Raw genomic sequence first — 14,310 nt, forward strand, 5'->3', positions numbered from 1 at the left:
TGTGCTACCAATTCATTTCTTTGAACCTTGCATTGAGACAGTTTATTCATCCTGCCACTATGGCGCGAAACGGCCGTGCAACCTGACCACGACGAGAGGGCTGCATGGTTCAAGAAAACCCAGGGGACATAGATGAATTTGGAAGACGAACCCGCGCATCGCGGCAACTATGCGCTTCAACTGCTTGCCAAGGCAGGAATAGACAAGAACGACAGGTTGCTCGCAGCTTTCGCGCGCGTGGCCCGCGAAGACTATGTTGGTCCCCCGCCCTGGATCTTCGATGATGTCTATAGCGATGGATACCGTTCCGTCGCCTCGACCGATCCTATCGTGCTCTATCAGGATGTTCTCGTTGGCCTCGATACGGAGAAGGGCATCAATAACGGCTCTCCCTCCCTGCATGCGGGAGCATTTCATGCTTTCAATATCCGCGAAGGCGAGACGGTCGTGCATATGGGCGCCGGTGCCGGCTACTATACGGCGATCATGGCCGAACTGGTCGGCCCGTCAGGTCGCGTGATCGGCGTGGAATACGATGCTGCGCTGGCGCAAAGGGCGAGAGCCAATCTTGCCGCATACGACAATGTCGAGATCGTCCAGGGCGACGCATCGGACTGGCCCAGGGAGGACGCCGATGTCATCTATGCCAACTTTGCCCTCGACCATCCGCCGGAAGCATGGATCGAAAAACTGGCGCCCTATGGCCGTCTGATCTTGCCCCTCGGCATTCCGGCAGTCCAGAACAGCAGCCGCTCCGGTTTTACCCGGAATGCGGCCTATCTGATGATCGACCGTCAGGCCCGGGGTTTTGGTGCGCGGTTTATCCAGATTGTGTCGTTCATCTGGGGTGAAAGCGGCAAGCCGGTGCCTGAAGGGCGACATGCCGGGCTGGAGGCCGCATTCCGTGCCCGTGGCCTGCGCAAGGTGAAGAGCCTGCGTTGGAAGACCCCGCCGAAAGGTGAAGAGTGGTATGGCGAGAAGGATTGGGGCCTGTCCTTTGATGAGCCCTGACTGGCCGTCATTTTTCCACGCACTAAGAATCATCGTCTCGAACTCGGTTTCATCTCTCCATTTTCCGGAGAGATGATCTCCGGAAATACCCGATTACGGCGATGAATGAAAAACGGCATAGTCCTCCCAACGAGCCGGCCGGGATCTTCTACGATCACCAGCTCGAGTTTGAAGGGAGAACGCCATGTCCTACGGATTTCTGGATATCGCCTCAACGCCAAGCGTGCGGTCAGCACAGGCCGAAATGGGTGTCGATCAGTTCTGGTCCGATTTTTCCGGCGATCGCACGATGGATCGGTTCACCGAAGGCGAAAAGGCCTTCATCGCCGAGCGCGACAGCTTTTACATGGCCTCGGTTTCCGAAACCGGCTGGCCCTATATCCAGCATCGCGGCGGGCCTGCAGGCTTTCTGAAAGTCGTCGACGACCGGACGCTCGCTTTTGCCGATTACCGCGGCAATCGCCAGTATATTTCGACCGGCAATCTGGCCGCCAGCGACAAGGCCTGCCTCTTCCTGATGGATTACCCGCGCCGCGCCCGGCTGAAGATCTATGCCCATGTCGAAAAGCTGGCGCTGGACGAGGATCCGGCGATCACCGCACTCGTTACCGATGCCGGTTATCGGGGCCGGGCCGAGCGCATCTTCAAGGTGCGGCTGGAAGCCTTCGACTGGAACTGCCCGCAGCATATCACCCCGCGCTTCACCGAACGGGAGATCGCCGCCGCGATGCGCCCGATGCAGGAGCGCCTTGCCCAGCTTGAAAAGGAAAATGCGGAATTGAGGGCCAAGGCAGGCACAGGGGCAATCTAGGTCCCGATCGGGAAGACCGCGCGCAACCTCGGAACCGCGAAATCGAGAAAGCTGCGCATCTTGATCGGCATCTGGCCCCGCGAGGCATGGATCAACTGCACCGGCACGGGGTCGATTTCGTAGTCTTCGAGGATGATCTTGAGATCACCGGTCTTTACCGCGTCGGCGACCTGGTAGTGGAACAGACGGATGACGCCGGCATCACGGGTCGCCGCCCGCAATGCCGCCTCGACCGTGGTGACTGAAAGGCGAGGGGGCGGAGAGAGCGTCAGGAGGGAGCGATCTCCCGGATCGCGAAACTGCCAGGCGGATTGCGACAGAGGCGTCTCGATGGTGATTGCTGGGAAACGCGAAAGCTCCTGCGGGCTTTGCGGCATGCCCTGCGCCTCGATCAGCCGGGGGCTGGCACAGACGACCATCCGGACCGATCCGACAGCGGTCGCGATCATCGAACTGTCCGGCAAATGGCCGATCCGCACGGCCATGTCGATATGCTCTTCGACCAGCTGCAGGTTCCGGTCCTGCAGAAGCAGGCGGATGTCGATCTGCGGGAAACGGGCAAGGAAGTCGGTGACGACCGGCAGAACATGCAACTGGCCGAACTGGATCGGCGCGGTGACCACCAGCCGGCCTTTCGGCACGGTGAACTCGCCTGCAGCCTCCCGCTCGGCTTCCTCGACCTGCTCGATGATGCGCCGGGCAGCCGCAAGGTAACCGATGCCGGCGTCGGTGAGATCGATCCTGCGGGTGCTGCGAACCAGAAGCTTGGCCCCGAGAGCTGCTTCGAGATCGGAGATTTTGCGCGAAAGCGTGGTGACCGGGATGTTGAGCGCCCTCGCGGCAGCAGAAAGGCTGCCGGTGTCGGCAACCTCGATCAGCATCGACATGGCTTCTATGCGGTCCATCGTCTCCCCGTTCGCCGGCCTTTGCCGGGCATTCATGTCGCTGACCGAGAATCTGGCCAGCGTCGAAAGTTTCGATTGTAATGTCAACCACTTGGAGAATGGAAATGACTGAAGTGAAGAACGCCCGCCGTCAGCCGGTCACGGTGCATTATCGCACCGCCACCGTCGAGGGCTTGAAGATATTCTATCGCGAAGCCGGCCCCGCCGATGGACCAGTGGTCCTTCTGCTTCATGGCTTCCCGACATCCTCGCATATGTTCCGCAACCTGATCCCGTTGCTCGCCGATCGCTACCGCGTCATTGCGCCGGACTATCCGGGTTTTGGTTATAGTGATGCGCCGGATCACAAGACATTCACCTACAGCTTCGCCCATTATGCCGACATGGTCGATGATCTGCTCGGCCAGCTGGGCGCCAGAAGCTACGCCCTCTATGTAATGGATTACGGCGCACCGGTCGGTTATCGGCTGGCGCTCAAGCATCCCGAGCGGGTAACCGGCCTGATTGTGCAGAACGGCAACGCCTATGAAGAAGGGCTGAAGGAATTCTGGGATCCGATCAAGGCCTATTGGGCAAGTGGTTCGCAGAAGGATCGCGACGCGCAGGCCACCATGGTGACGCTGGAGGCGACCAAGTTCCAGTACACGGACGGTGTGAAGGACATATCCCGCATCAGCCCGGACAATTGGGCGCACGACCAGCCGCTTCTGGATCGTCCAGGCAATAACGAAATCCAGTTCGACCTGTTTTACGACTATCGCACCAATGTGGCGCTCTATCCCGAAATCCAGGCCTTCTTCCGCGACCGCCAGCCACCGACGCTGATCGTCTGGGGCAAGAACGACAAGATCTTTCCGGCAGAGGGAGCACATCCCTATTTGCGAGATATTCCCGATGCCGAACTGCATCTCCTCGACACCGGGCATTTTGCACTGGAAGACAAGCTGGACGAGATCGCGCCGCTGATGAACGATTTTCTCGACCGGGCCTTGCTGAACCGGTAGGCCTCTGTTTTCGGGTGGCGTGTATTGCGCCGCCCGAAGAATGTTCCGGTTGGTGCGACGATACGATAGCATCCTGAAGGAGCGCCGGCCGCAAAAAAAAGCATTGCGGAAATGAGGATTGGTCTGGATGAAACTTGGCGATCCAATTTTTGATGTCACAAATCCCAACAAGCTTTGTTAGGATTTGTAGCTTGTGGTAAGCTGCTTCCCATGAAAGCAACGTCCATGCGCACACTCACTGTTTCGTTGACGCTTAAACAGGCCGAACGGATGAAGGATGCTGTTGATAGCGGCGACTACGCCTCCAACAGTGAAATCGTTCGTGATGCCCTGCGCCTTTGGGAGCAGCGCGAAGAGGTCAGGGCGATTGAGCTTGAATATCTCCGGCGCGCCTATGCTGACGGCAAAGCAAGCGGTGAGGGGGAGAGCGTCGACCGGCACGAATTTCTTCAAGGCTTGAAGCAGGGACGCTCCTCACGTGCCTGACTATCGCCTGACCCGCGCGCGCAAAACGACCTGCGGGAAATCTGGCGAACCATTGCCGCGGACAACGAACCGGCCGCGGACGGCTTTATTGATCGGCTCTTCGACAAATTCGATCTTGCCGCCCTGCATCCCGAAATGGGTGTCGCCCGTCCGGATATCGCCGAACGGGCGCGGTTGCTCATCGAGGGGCGCTACATCGCTATCTATGAGCCAGCGCCCTATGGAATTCTCGTCATTGCCGTCGTGCACGGCATGCGGGATACATCGCACTGGATGTCCGATGATCCTGCGTGACGTGATGTCGTCCGCTCACTCCGCCGCGATCCGACCCGCCAGTTCCCGGTTCTTCATCAGCTTGTAGATGACCGAGTCCATCAGGGCCTGGAACGAGGCATCGATGATGTTTTCCGACACACCGACCGTCCACCAGCGAACACCGCTTCCATCGGTGGATTCGATCAACACGCGAGTGATGGCCTCGGTGCCGCCGTTGAGGATACGTACCTTGAAGTCCGCAAGAACCAGATCATCGATCTCGTTCTGGTATTTCCCAAAGTCTTTTCTGAGCGCCAGATCGAGCGCGTTGACCGGGCCGTCGCCCTCCGCCACCGACATATGGTTTTCGCCGTCGATGACGATCTTCACCACCGCCTCAGACACGATCTTGATGCGTCCTAGACTGTCGAAACGACGCTCGACCATCACGCGAAAACCGTCGATCGAAAAGAATTCCGGGATTGTGCCGAGCGTACGGCGGGCAAGCAGTTCGAAACTCGCATCGGCCCCTTCATAGGCATAGCCCGAGGCTTCGCGTTCCTTGACGATAGAGATCAGGTGATCGAGCTTCGGATCGTCTTTGGCGACTTCTATGCCGCGGCGCTTCAGCGCGTTGATGAAGTTCGACTTGCCGCCCTGGTCAGACACCATGACCTTGCGCAGGTTGCCGACGCTGTCCGGCGTCACATGCTCGTAGGTGCGCGGGTCCTTGAGCAGCGCCGAGGCGTGGATGCCGGCCTTAGTGGCGAAGGCGGATGCTCCAACGTAAGGCGCCTGATGATTGGGCGAGCGGTTGAGAAGCTCGTCGAAGGAATGCGAAAGACGCGTCAGCCCCGACAGCCGCTCCGGGTCGATCGAAGTCTCGAAGCGGGAGGCATAGGCCTCCTTCAGACAGAGCGTGGCGATCAGCGTGATCAGATTGGCATTGCCGCAGCGCTCACCGATGCCGTTGAGCGTACCCTGCACCTGCCGACAGCCCGCCTCGATGGCGGCAAGCGAATTGGCGACCGCCTGCCCGGTGTCGTCATGGGCATGGATGCCGAGATTTTCGCCGGGAATCCCGGCCGCGATGACGGCGGAGACGATCTCGCGCACCTCGTTCGGCTGCGTGCCGCCATTGGTGTCGCAAAGCACGATCCACCGCGCTCCGGCCTCATGGGCGGTGCGGGCGCAGGCCAGCGCGTATTCCGGATTGGCCTTGTAGCCGTCGAAAAAGTGCTCGCAATCGACCAGCGGCTCCTTGCCCTGAGCCTTGGCCGCTTCGACGCTCTCGCGGATGGAGACGAGGTTTTCCTCGTTTGTGCAGCCGAGTGCGACCTTGACGTGATAGTCCCAGCTCTTGGCGACGAAACAGACGGCATCGCTCTTGGCCTGCAGCAGTGTCGCAAGGCCCGGATCGTTGGAAGCGGAAATGCCGGCGCGCTTGGTCATGCCGAAGGCGACGAATTTTGCTGTCAACGTGCGCTTTTCGGTGAAAAAGGCCGTGTCGGTCGGATTGGCGCCGGGATACCCGCCCTCGACATAATCGAAGCCGAATTCATCCAGCATCGCCGAAATCGCGATCTTGTCCTCGACGGAGAAATCGACGCCGGGCGTCTGTTGCCCGTCACGAAGGGTGGTGTCGAAGAGATATATGCGGTCTCGGGTCGTCATGGATGCTCCTCCCAGAGCGGTATGGTTATGATGGCGGCGGCGTTACCCCCCTCTGGTCTGCCGACCATCTCCCCCACAAGGGGGGAGATCACAAGTGGCAGGACCTCTGCTCCCGAAAAACGACAGCCTCCAGCTGAAACATCAGTTGGGAGTTGGGAGCGCGCGCCCAGCTGATCTCCCCCCTTGTGGGGGAGATGCCCGGTAGGGCAGAGGGGGGTAAAAGCTGGGTGCATTGCCCTAACTCTTCCCCGCAAACCTATCCGTCGCCCGGATCAGCCGGTCGGTGATCCCCGGTTCGGACACGGCGTGGCCTGCACCTTCTACGATGTGAAAATCCGCATCGGTCCAGACCTTCGACAGTTGCCAGGCATATTTGAGCGGGCAGGGCATGTCGTAGCGGCCGTGCACGATGACGCCCGGAATACCGGAAAGCTTCGTCGCATCACGCAGCAACTGACCTTCATCCAGCCAGCCGGCATTGACGAAGAAATGGTTTTCGATCCGAGCGAAGGCGAGGGCGAAATGGTCTTCGTCGTGTTTCGAGGCGAGGGCCGGTTCCGGCAAAAGCGTGATCGTTGAGCCTTCCCACACGCTCCATGCCTTGGCGCAGGCGATCTGCTGCGCCCGGTCTGTGCCGGTCAGGCGGCGGTGATAGGCGGCCATCATTTCGTGGCGCTCGGCCTCAGGAATGGGGGCGACGAAGGCCTCCCACCTGTCGGGGAACATTTCCGAGACGCCGAATTGGTAGTACCAGTCAAGCTCCGGCCTCGTCAGGGTATAGACGCCGCGCAAAAGAAGCTCGGTAACGCGATCCGGGTGCGTCTCGGCATAGGCCAGCGCCAGTGTCGAACCCCAGGAACCGCCATAGACCTGCCACTTGTTGACGCCGACCATTTCACGCAGCCGTTCGATATCAGCGACGAGATGCCAGGTCGTATTGGCTTCAAGCCCCGCATGCGGTGTCGAGCGGCCGCAGCCGCGCTGGTCGAACAGAAGGATGTCGTAAAGGTCCGGATCGAACAGCCGTGCCTGGATCGGCGTGATCCCGCCGCCCGGTCCGCCATGCAGGAAGACGACGGGTTTCGTGCCCTTGGTGCCATGGCGTTCCCAGTAGATTACATGCCCGTCGCCGACATCCATCGTGCCGGTGTCGTAAGGGGTGGAGACGGGATAGAGCGTGCGCAGAATGTCGGTCACAGATGCAAGCCTTTCTCGGGCCAGTTCTCGGTATCGTGGTCGGGATGCTGGAAGGAGATGATCTGCTCCTGCCGGTCGTAATAATCGACGTCCTTGTGCACCGGCGCATCGAAGATCGTCTCGACCCAGGGCAGCTTGAACGCATGGTTGACCTGAACCTGCGGCGCCAGATCATCGCGCTCGTCGAAGGCGCCGATGGCAATCTCGATGCCCTGAGGGTGACGATAGGTGAGCGGCGTGCCGCAGCGCTTGCAGAAGCCGCGGTCGATATTGACCGAAGACTGGAAATAGGTCGGCTCGCCGCGGGTCCATTCGACACCATCCTGCGGTGCCGAGACAAGCGGCCCGAAGAAGCCGCCAAAAGCCTTCTGGCACATGCGGCAATGGCAGATCGAGGCGCGGCCAAGCTGGCCATGGATCCTGAAGCGCACGGCGCCGCACTGGCATCCGCCGGTTCTTGGGGCGTCTGATCTCGTCGTCTCGCTCATGCATCATCCTCCTTGGTGGTTCCGCCTGAGGCGGGAACCGGTTGCCATGTGTCCGTGTCGTGGTCGGGATGCTGGTTGGAGACGATATCGGCAAGGAAGGGGGCTTCCGCGATATCGTCCATCGTATGATGCGCCGGCAGTGCGCCGAGGTGATCGACGAACGGCACCTTCGCCTCGACACCGTACTGGATCGAGGGCGGCAGGGCCGAAGGATCGTCCAGCGCACCGGCAGACACGGCAATGCCGTCGGCGGCCTCATAGGTCAGCGGGGTGCCGCAATTGCCGCAGAAACCGCGAACGACATGGTTCGATGAAGGAAACTGTTTCGGCGCTCCGCGTGTCCAGCGAAAGCTTGCGCCGCGTGTCGAGATCAACGGTGCATAATAGGCGCCGAACGCCTTCTGGCACATGCGACAGTGACAGATCGACGACTGGCTCGGCTTGCCTTCGATGACGAAACGAACCGCACCGCACTGGCAGCCGCCGGTATGGAAATGATGGGTCAAATCCAGAACTCCGATCCGGCTTTCGGCCAATGTTGCGTATCGTGGTCGGGATGCTGCCGGCTGCTTTTGACAATCCCGGCAGCCTGCTGCGGCGTCGTATCCATGCCGGGTTCATGGTGGAGCCCGTCGAGCTGACCGAACCACGGCATCTTGCGCTCAAGATTGGTCTGCATCTCCGGCTTGACGCTTTCCGGAGCATCGAGGGAGCCGAGCGTGATGCTGACATGATCGTGCCCGCTGTCATAGAACAGCGGCGTGCCGCAATCACGACAGAAGCCGCGCCGCACGGTGTCGGAGGACTGGAACCATGCAGGCTCGCCGCGGGTCAGCGTGAAATTCTCATGCCTCACGCCGCCGAACGGCATGAAATAATTCCCCGCCGCCTTCTGGCACATGCGGCAATGGCAGACATGCGGAAAACCGATCTCGCCTTCTGCGCGATAACGGATGGCGCCGCACTGGCAGCCACCGGTATGGATCTGGGTCATCATCATGCCTCCCCGACTGTCTTCAGGATATGCAGGCAGACATTGTCGATATCCGTCATGACATCGTCATTCCAGAAACGCAAAACCGTCCAGCCGTCCTGTTGCAGGCGCCGGGTTCTTGCCGCGTCATAAGCGAGGTCGTGATCATTGCCGTGCTGGGAACCATCGACCTCGACGATAAGGTGATGCGTGGGGCAGGCGAAATCCGCAACATATCCGGCAATCGGCACCTGGCGGCGAAAGCCAAGCCCCATCAGGCGATGGGCGCGAAGGGCGTTCCAGAGTTTCAGTTCGGCATCCGTCAACGCTTTGCGCATGCGTCTGGCGTTGGTGCGAAGCTTGGGTGAGACCGGGGCATGCGGCATGTCATGCTCCTCGTGGTCTGCTGCGGTGTGGAGATCGCCCCCCTCTGTCCTGCCGGACATCTCCCCCACAAGGGGGGAGATTGGAGAGTAGCGAACCCGCCGGCTCAATCCAAGGCTGAGATTGCCGCTTTTTTCTCGCGCAAAGGCGAATACTTCCCGGCGATCCCTATTTGGCGGGGAGCATGCGGCTTGCTGATCTCCCCCCTTGTGGGGGGCTCGAAGGGCGGGACGAGACCCGTGGCTCGGCCCAGGCAAGCCGGCAGGGCAGAGGGGGGTAGCAACTGCCGCTGCCGTAACCATTCTACCGCTTGACCTCCCAGGTCGTCACCCGCTCGCCGGTAGCCGCATCCTTGCCGTCCTTCAGCTGGATGCCCTTGGCCGACAGTTCGTCGCGGATCTTGTCTGCCTCGGCAAAGTTCTTCGCCTTCAGCATTTCAAGCCGCATGGCGACAAGCGCATCGACGGCACCCGCAAGCGCTTCATCAACTTCCGTCTTCGTCGGCAGCACACCGAGAAGTGCGGCGCTGGCAGCAAACATCGGCAGAAGAGTCCTGTCGGCATTGGCTTCCTGCGCCAAGGCGTGGATGCGCTGCACGGCGGCAACCGAGTTCAGATCGTCGGCAAGTGCTTCGATCACGATCGGGCAGGGCGCGGTGCCTTCCGGGATTTCGGACGGATCGACAGCAGGCCACTTGGCCAGAAGCCTTTCTGCCTCCTCAAGCCGCTTCACCGAAAAGTCGATCGGCTCGCGGTAATGCGTCATCAGCATCGCAAGCCGCAGCACTTCGCCCGGCCACTTGCGGCCGCCGAATGTGTCGGTCTCCAGCAGCTGGTTGATGGTGATGAAGTTGCCGTCGGATTTCGACATCTTCTTGCCTTCGACCTGCACGAAGCCGTTATGCATCCAGACATTCGCCATCACTTCAGTGCCATGGGCGCAGCGCGACTGGGCGATCTCGTTTTCGTGGTGCGGAAAAATCAGGTCCAGCCCACCGCCATGGATGTCGAACACTTCGCCGAGATAACGGCCGCTCATTGCCGAGCATTCGATATGCCAGCCCGGACGGCCGCGGCCCCATGGGCTCTCCCAGCCGGGTTCGTTATGGGAAGACAGCTTCCACAGCACGAAATCGCCCGGGTTCTTCTTGTGCGCATCGACGGCCACGCGGGCGCCGGCCTGCTGTTCATCCAGAGGACGCTTGGAAAGCTGGCCGTAATCGCTCATCGATTTCGTGTCGAACAGCACTTCGCCTTCCGCCACATAGGCATGGCCGCGGGCGATCAGCTTTTCGATGATCTCGATCATCTGGGAAATATTGTCGGTGGCGCGCGGCTCGACACTCGGCTCGAGGCAGCCCAGCGCCGCCACATCCGCATGGAACTGCTTTGCCGTCTTTTCCGTCACCGCATGGATGGCGTCGTTGAGCGGCAGATGCGGAAAGTCGCGCAGGGCACGCGCGTTGATCTTGTCATCGACGTCGGTGATGTTGCGGGCATAGGTGACATGGGTGTCGCCGTAGACGTGGCTCAAAAGCCGGAACAGCACGTCGAACACGATGACCGGGCGGGCATTGCCGATATGGGCAAAATCATAGACCGTCGGGCCGCAGACATACATGCGCACATTGTCGGCATCGATCGGCTGGAACACCGATTTCTCGCGGATCAAGGTATTGTATAGCTTGAGCGTGGCGCTCATCGAAAAATTCTCCCAAGGTCATCAAGACGTGCCGCGACCGGTACCGGACCGGGGCGTTTGTCTTCAAGGCTTTTCGAGAGACGAAAACGGCCGGACCAGCGCGAACGCTAGCGGATAATCTTCCCACAAATGGAAATCGTCGTTTTCATGCGGTCGGTTATGGCGCGGGTGGCGGATTTGGTCAAGGGGAGGGAGGCGCGTGCCGGCAGCGCCGATGTGCTTTTCGCTCTATTTGCCGGATCCTGTCGAAGCATCCTGAAAGAGTGTGGCGAGATACCGTTTCGATACGAATGCCAGGGCAACAACGACGGCGACGATCACGAGGATTGCGATGACCAGATGCAGATGCAGCCTCAAACGCCCGAACAGCATTTCGACCGCGTCGCCGAACAGATAACCGATCGTGGTGATCAGCACGGCCCAGACAACGGCTGCGATGAAATTGAGGACGACGAAACGGATCGCCGGCACGGAACTGAGGCCGATTGCAATCGGGCTGACCGTCCGCATGCCATAGATGAAGCGGAAGGCGAGGATGAAGCCGGTCGGATGGGCTTCGAGCAGATCATTGACCTTCTGTGCCGCATCGGTTGCGAGAAATCGCTGCACAATAGCGAGCCGGTTGGCATAACGCCCTGCGAAGAACCACGCCTGATCGGCGGCAAATGAACCGAGTGCGGCTGCCGTGGCAGCTTCCCACCACTGCATAAAATGTCGATGCGCGAAAACCCCGCCAAGAAAAACCGCAGTCTCTCCCTCGAAGGCTGCGCCTAGAAATACCGCCAGCACGCCATATTGGGAAATCAGGTGTTCCAGCGAGAAATGTTCGAACGGCAAGGACAAGTCTCCGGCATGGCGGGATGTTTCAGGTCTGCGTCATCAAATTAGGGGAACCGCAGCCAAAGTCATGCCGGATCTTATCGCACTATGCCCTCTTCACTCCGGCAGCCGGTAATCGACGAAGCGGTTTTCGCGCACGACGAACAGGCGGCCGCTGTCGATCATCTCCGGTGAGGCAAGCGGCAGGATTTTTGCAGCGACTTCCGACGGATGCGGCAGGGTTTCCGGGTCTTCGCCGGGCATGGCCTGGGCGCGCATGGCGGTGCGGGTCGCGCCCGGATTGACCATGTTGATCTTGAGCGGCGTATGCGCCATTTCCTCGGCCCAGATCCGGCCCATCGTCTCGACCGCCGCCTTCGACATCGCATAGGCGCCCCAGAAGGCACGGGGATTGGTGGCGACGCCGGAAGAGAGCAGGATCGCGCGACCGGCATCGGATTTGACCAGCAGCGGTTCCAGCGACCGGACCAGGCGCCACATTGACGTGACATTGGTGGTCATCACGCGGTCAAACACCTTGGCTTCCACATGGGCGACCGGGGCGATGACGCCGAGAATGCCGGCATTGGCGACGAGAATGTCGAGCTTGCCCCAGCGTTCAAAAATCGATGCCCCCAGACGATCGATCGCTTCCATGTCGGAAAGATCGAAGGGAACGAGCGTCGCCGAGCCGCCGGCGGCCTTGATCGCGTCATCCAGTTCTTCCAGCCCGCCGACCGTGCGGGCGCAGGCAATCACATGCGCACCGGCCTTGGCCAGTTCCAGCGCCGTGAAATAGCCGATGCCCCGCGATGCGCCGGTGACAAGCGCAATCCTGCCTTTGAGATCGATGGTCATGTTTCCCGCCCCGCTTAGTCAATCTGATTTCGAGGCCAAAAAAGAAGGCCGCGTTTCCGCAGCCTTCTAGAATGTTTATCGGTTGTTGGAAACCGGTCTTCGCGTCAGGTTCAACCGTTGCTGGCGAGCAGCGAGACCTTGCGACCCACCGCTTCGCCGTCCTTGTCGAGAAGACGGGTCGGATAGTCGCCGGTGAAATAGTGGTCGGTGAACTGCGGGCGCGCATCGTTGCGATCCTCGCCGCCGACAGCCTGATAAAGGCCATTGATCGACAGGAATTCAAGGCTGTCACAACCGATATATTTGCACATCGCTTCCAGGTTCTCATACTGGTTGGCGAGCAGCTTTTCCCGGTCCGGCGTGTCGATGCCGTAGAAGTCGGGATAATAGATCATCGGGCTGGCAACGCGCAGGTGCACTTCCTTGGCACCGGCATCGCGGATCATCTGCACGATCTTCAAAGACGTGGTGCCGCGAACGACCGAATCGTCGACCAGCACGACGCGCTTGCCCTCGATCATCGCCCGGTTGGCCGAATGCTTCAGCTTCACGCCGAAAGCGCGGATCTGCTGCGTCGGCTCGATGAAGGTACGGCCGACATAGTGGTTACGGATGATGCCGTATTCGAACGGAATGCCGCTCTGCTGGGCATAACCGAGCGCTGCCGGCGTGCCGCCATCCGGAACCGGCACGACGACATCGGCGTCGACCGGAGCTTCCTTGGCCAGATTGATGCCCATGTTCTTGCGCGCCACGTAAACCGAGCGGCCGCCGACGACCGAGTCAGGACGGGCGAAATAGACATATTCGAACAGGCAGAGGCGCTCCGGCTGGCCGTTGCCGGCCTTGCGGGCGTCAATCGAGATCGAGCCGTCCGGCTGGATTTCGCAGATAATGACTTCGCCGTTTTCGACGTCACGGACGAACTTTGCGCCGATAATATCGAGTGCGCAGCTTTCCGATGCAAACACCGGCTTACCATCAAGCTCGCCCATGACCAGCGGACGGATGCCGGTGGGATCACGGGCGGCGATCAGCTTGGTGCGGGTGATCGCCACCATCGAATAACCGCCCTCCATCTGGCGGACTGCATCGATGAAGCGGTCGGCAGTGGAGGAGTAACGGGAGCGGGCGATGAGGTGAAGGACGACTTCGGTATCCGATGTCGACTGACAGATAGCGCCACCGGCAATCAGCTGACGGCGGAGTGTCAGGCCGTTGGTGAAATTGCCGTTATGCGCGATCGCGATGCCGCCGACTTCCAGTTCTGCAAACAGCGGCTGCACGTTTCTGAGCGCCACTTCGCCGGTTGTCGAATAACGGACGTGACCGATGGAGATATTGCCGGGCAGTTTGGCGAGCGTTGCCGGGTCCGTATAATGGTCGCCGACGAGGCCCATGCGACGTTCCGAATGGAAGCGCAGACCGTCGAAGGAAACGATACCGGCGGCTTCCTGACCACGATGCTGAAGCGCATGCAGGCCGAGTGCCGTCAGTGTTGCCGCATCCGGATGACCGAGAATGCCGAACACGCCGCATTCTTCATGCAGCGTATCGTCCTCCCATTCGTTGGAATGGTTGATGTCGAAGGATTGTGAAGCCGACTGGTCCATCGTGAGCCTGTGCCCTTGATCTTAAAATGGAAAGGCCGGCCGGGGAATTTACGTCCCCGGTGCCAGCCCGCTCTCTACCTGAATTCAAGTCATACCACAAATGGTGACGAATTGCGCTGCATCAAGCGCAA

Annotated in this window: 15 protein-coding genes and 1 pseudogene; 5 read left to right on the forward strand and 11 right to left on the reverse strand. The window is 60.2% G+C overall.

Features of this window, described 5'->3' with window-relative positions:
* Nucleotides 1–132: 132 nt before the first annotated feature.
* Together JNB91_RS07900 and JNB91_RS07905 are read left to right on the forward strand one after the other, a co-directional pair.
* Nucleotides 133–1,011, forward strand: coding sequence for a protein-L-isoaspartate O-methyltransferase family protein (locus JNB91_RS07900; RefSeq protein ID WP_220324974.1), 879 nt, complete (start codon nt 133–135; stop codon nt 1,009–1,011).
* A 184-nt stretch (nt 1,012–1,195) separates the two neighbouring features.
* The gene (locus tag JNB91_RS07905; RefSeq protein WP_220324975.1) at nt 1,196–1,822 is read left to right on the forward strand and encodes a pyridoxamine 5'-phosphate oxidase family protein; all 627 of its coding nucleotides are present in this window, start codon (nt 1,196–1,198) and stop codon (nt 1,820–1,822) included.
* Here the strand turns inward: JNB91_RS07905 and JNB91_RS07910 are convergent.
* Entirely contained in the window at nt 1,819–2,727 is a 909-nt protein-coding gene (locus JNB91_RS07910) for a LysR family transcriptional regulator (RefSeq protein ID WP_220324976.1), read from the reverse strand. The genes JNB91_RS07905 and JNB91_RS07910 overlap by 4 nt on opposite strands.
* A 104-nt stretch (nt 2,728–2,831) precedes the next feature.
* Between JNB91_RS07910 and JNB91_RS07915 the strand changes: the two genes are divergently transcribed.
* The 3 genes and pseudogenes from JNB91_RS07915 to JNB91_RS07925 all read left to right on the forward strand — a co-directional run.
* On the forward strand, nt 2,832–3,731 hold the full coding sequence (locus JNB91_RS07915; protein ID WP_223218096.1) for an alpha/beta fold hydrolase: 900 nt from the start codon (nt 2,832–2,834) through the stop codon (nt 3,729–3,731).
* A 225-nt stretch (nt 3,732–3,956) separates the two neighbouring features.
* Complete coding sequence (locus tag JNB91_RS07920) at nt 3,957–4,217, forward strand: ribbon-helix-helix domain-containing protein (protein ID WP_220324978.1); 261 nt, start codon at nt 3,957–3,959, stop codon at nt 4,215–4,217.
* A gap of 21 nt (nt 4,218–4,238) precedes the next feature.
* A pseudogene (locus JNB91_RS07925) lies at nt 4,239–4,511 on the forward strand (type II toxin-antitoxin system RelE/ParE family toxin); the annotation flags it as partial.
* A gap of 15 nt (nt 4,512–4,526) precedes the next feature.
* Here the strand turns inward: JNB91_RS07925 and cimA are convergent.
* The 10 genes from cimA to purF all read right to left on the reverse strand — a co-directional run bounded on the left by cimA (nt 4,527) and on the right by purF (nt 14,179).
* Nucleotides 4,527–6,146, reverse strand: coding sequence for a citramalate synthase (cimA, locus tag JNB91_RS07930; RefSeq protein WP_220324979.1), 1,620 nt, complete (start codon nt 6,144–6,146; stop codon nt 4,527–4,529).
* Between the two features lie 237 nt (nt 6,147–6,383).
* A complete protein-coding gene (pip, locus tag JNB91_RS07935) occupies nt 6,384–7,343 on the reverse strand; it encodes a prolyl aminopeptidase (RefSeq protein WP_220324980.1) in 960 nt (319 codons plus the stop codon).
* A complete protein-coding gene (locus JNB91_RS07940) occupies nt 7,340–7,831 on the reverse strand; it encodes a GFA family protein (protein WP_220324981.1) in 492 nt (163 codons plus the stop codon). The genes pip and JNB91_RS07940 overlap by 4 nt, the downstream gene beginning before the upstream one ends.
* Entirely contained in the window at nt 7,828–8,337 is a 510-nt protein-coding gene (locus JNB91_RS07945) for a GFA family protein (RefSeq protein WP_223218097.1), read from the reverse strand. The genes JNB91_RS07940 and JNB91_RS07945 overlap by 4 nt, the downstream gene beginning before the upstream one ends.
* On the reverse strand, nt 8,334–8,825 hold the full coding sequence (locus tag JNB91_RS07950) for a GFA family protein (RefSeq protein WP_220324982.1): 492 nt from the start codon (nt 8,823–8,825) through the stop codon (nt 8,334–8,336). Before JNB91_RS07950 ends, JNB91_RS07945 begins: the two co-directional genes overlap by 4 nt.
* 2 nt (nt 8,826–8,827) lie before the next feature.
* Complete coding sequence (locus JNB91_RS07955; protein WP_220324983.1) at nt 8,828–9,190, reverse strand: endonuclease domain-containing protein; 363 nt, start codon at nt 9,188–9,190, stop codon at nt 8,828–8,830.
* 301 nt (nt 9,191–9,491) lie between these two features.
* Nucleotides 9,492–10,889 carry a cysteine--tRNA ligase gene (gene cysS, locus JNB91_RS07960; protein ID WP_220324984.1) on the reverse strand — a complete coding sequence of 466 codons (1,398 nt, stop codon included), beginning with the start codon at nt 10,887–10,889 and terminating at the stop codon, nt 9,492–9,494.
* A 228-nt stretch (nt 10,890–11,117) separates the two neighbouring features.
* Entirely contained in the window at nt 11,118–11,726 is a 609-nt protein-coding gene (locus JNB91_RS07965) for a DedA family protein (protein ID WP_223218098.1), read from the reverse strand.
* 99 nt (nt 11,727–11,825) lie between these two features.
* A complete protein-coding gene (locus tag JNB91_RS07970) occupies nt 11,826–12,566 on the reverse strand; it encodes an SDR family NAD(P)-dependent oxidoreductase (RefSeq protein ID WP_220324985.1) in 741 nt (246 codons plus the stop codon).
* Nucleotides 12,567–12,676: 110 nt separating this feature from the next.
* A complete protein-coding gene (gene purF, locus JNB91_RS07975; protein ID WP_220324986.1) occupies nt 12,677–14,179 on the reverse strand; it encodes an amidophosphoribosyltransferase in 1,503 nt (500 codons plus the stop codon).
* Nucleotides 14,180–14,310 lie beyond the last annotated feature (131 nt).

The sequence above is a fragment of the Aliirhizobium wenxiniae genome (assembly GCF_019511445.1).
In the GTDB taxonomy this organism is placed as follows: Bacteria; Pseudomonadota; Alphaproteobacteria; order Rhizobiales; family Rhizobiaceae; genus Neorhizobium; species Neorhizobium wenxiniae_A.

Coding starts and splice junctions, on each gene's coding strand:
- JNB91_RS07900 (WP_220324974.1), top strand. CDS start 133: ATGAATTTGGAAGACGAACCCGCGCATCGCGGCAACTATGCGCTTCAA.
- JNB91_RS07905 (WP_220324975.1), top strand. CDS start 1,196: ATGTCCTACGGATTTCTGGATATCGCCTCAACGCCAAGCGTGCGGTCA.
- JNB91_RS07910 (WP_220324976.1), bottom strand. CDS start 2,727: ATGGACCGCATAGAAGCCATGTCGATGCTGATCGAGGTTGCCGACACC.
- JNB91_RS07915 (WP_223218096.1), top strand. CDS start 2,832: ATGACTGAAGTGAAGAACGCCCGCCGTCAGCCGGTCACGGTGCATTAT.
- JNB91_RS07920 (WP_220324978.1), top strand. CDS start 3,957: ATGCGCACACTCACTGTTTCGTTGACGCTTAAACAGGCCGAACGGATG.
- cimA (WP_220324979.1), bottom strand. CDS start 6,146: ATGACGACCCGAGACCGCATATATCTCTTCGACACCACCCTTCGTGAC.
- JNB91_RS07940 (WP_220324981.1), bottom strand. CDS start 7,831: ATGAGCGAGACGACGAGATCAGACGCCCCAAGAACCGGCGGATGCCAG.
- JNB91_RS07950 (WP_220324982.1), bottom strand. CDS start 8,825: ATGACCCAGATCCATACCGGTGGCTGCCAGTGCGGCGCCATCCGTTAT.
- JNB91_RS07955 (WP_220324983.1), bottom strand. CDS start 9,190: ATGCCGCATGCCCCGGTCTCACCCAAGCTTCGCACCAACGCCAGACGC.
- cysS (WP_220324984.1), bottom strand. CDS start 10,889: ATGAGCGCCACGCTCAAGCTATACAATACCTTGATCCGCGAGAAATCG.
- JNB91_RS07970 (WP_220324985.1), bottom strand. CDS start 12,566: ATGACCATCGATCTCAAAGGCAGGATTGCGCTTGTCACCGGCGCATCG.
- purF (WP_220324986.1), bottom strand. CDS start 14,179: ATGGACCAGTCGGCTTCACAATCCTTCGACATCAACCATTCCAACGAA.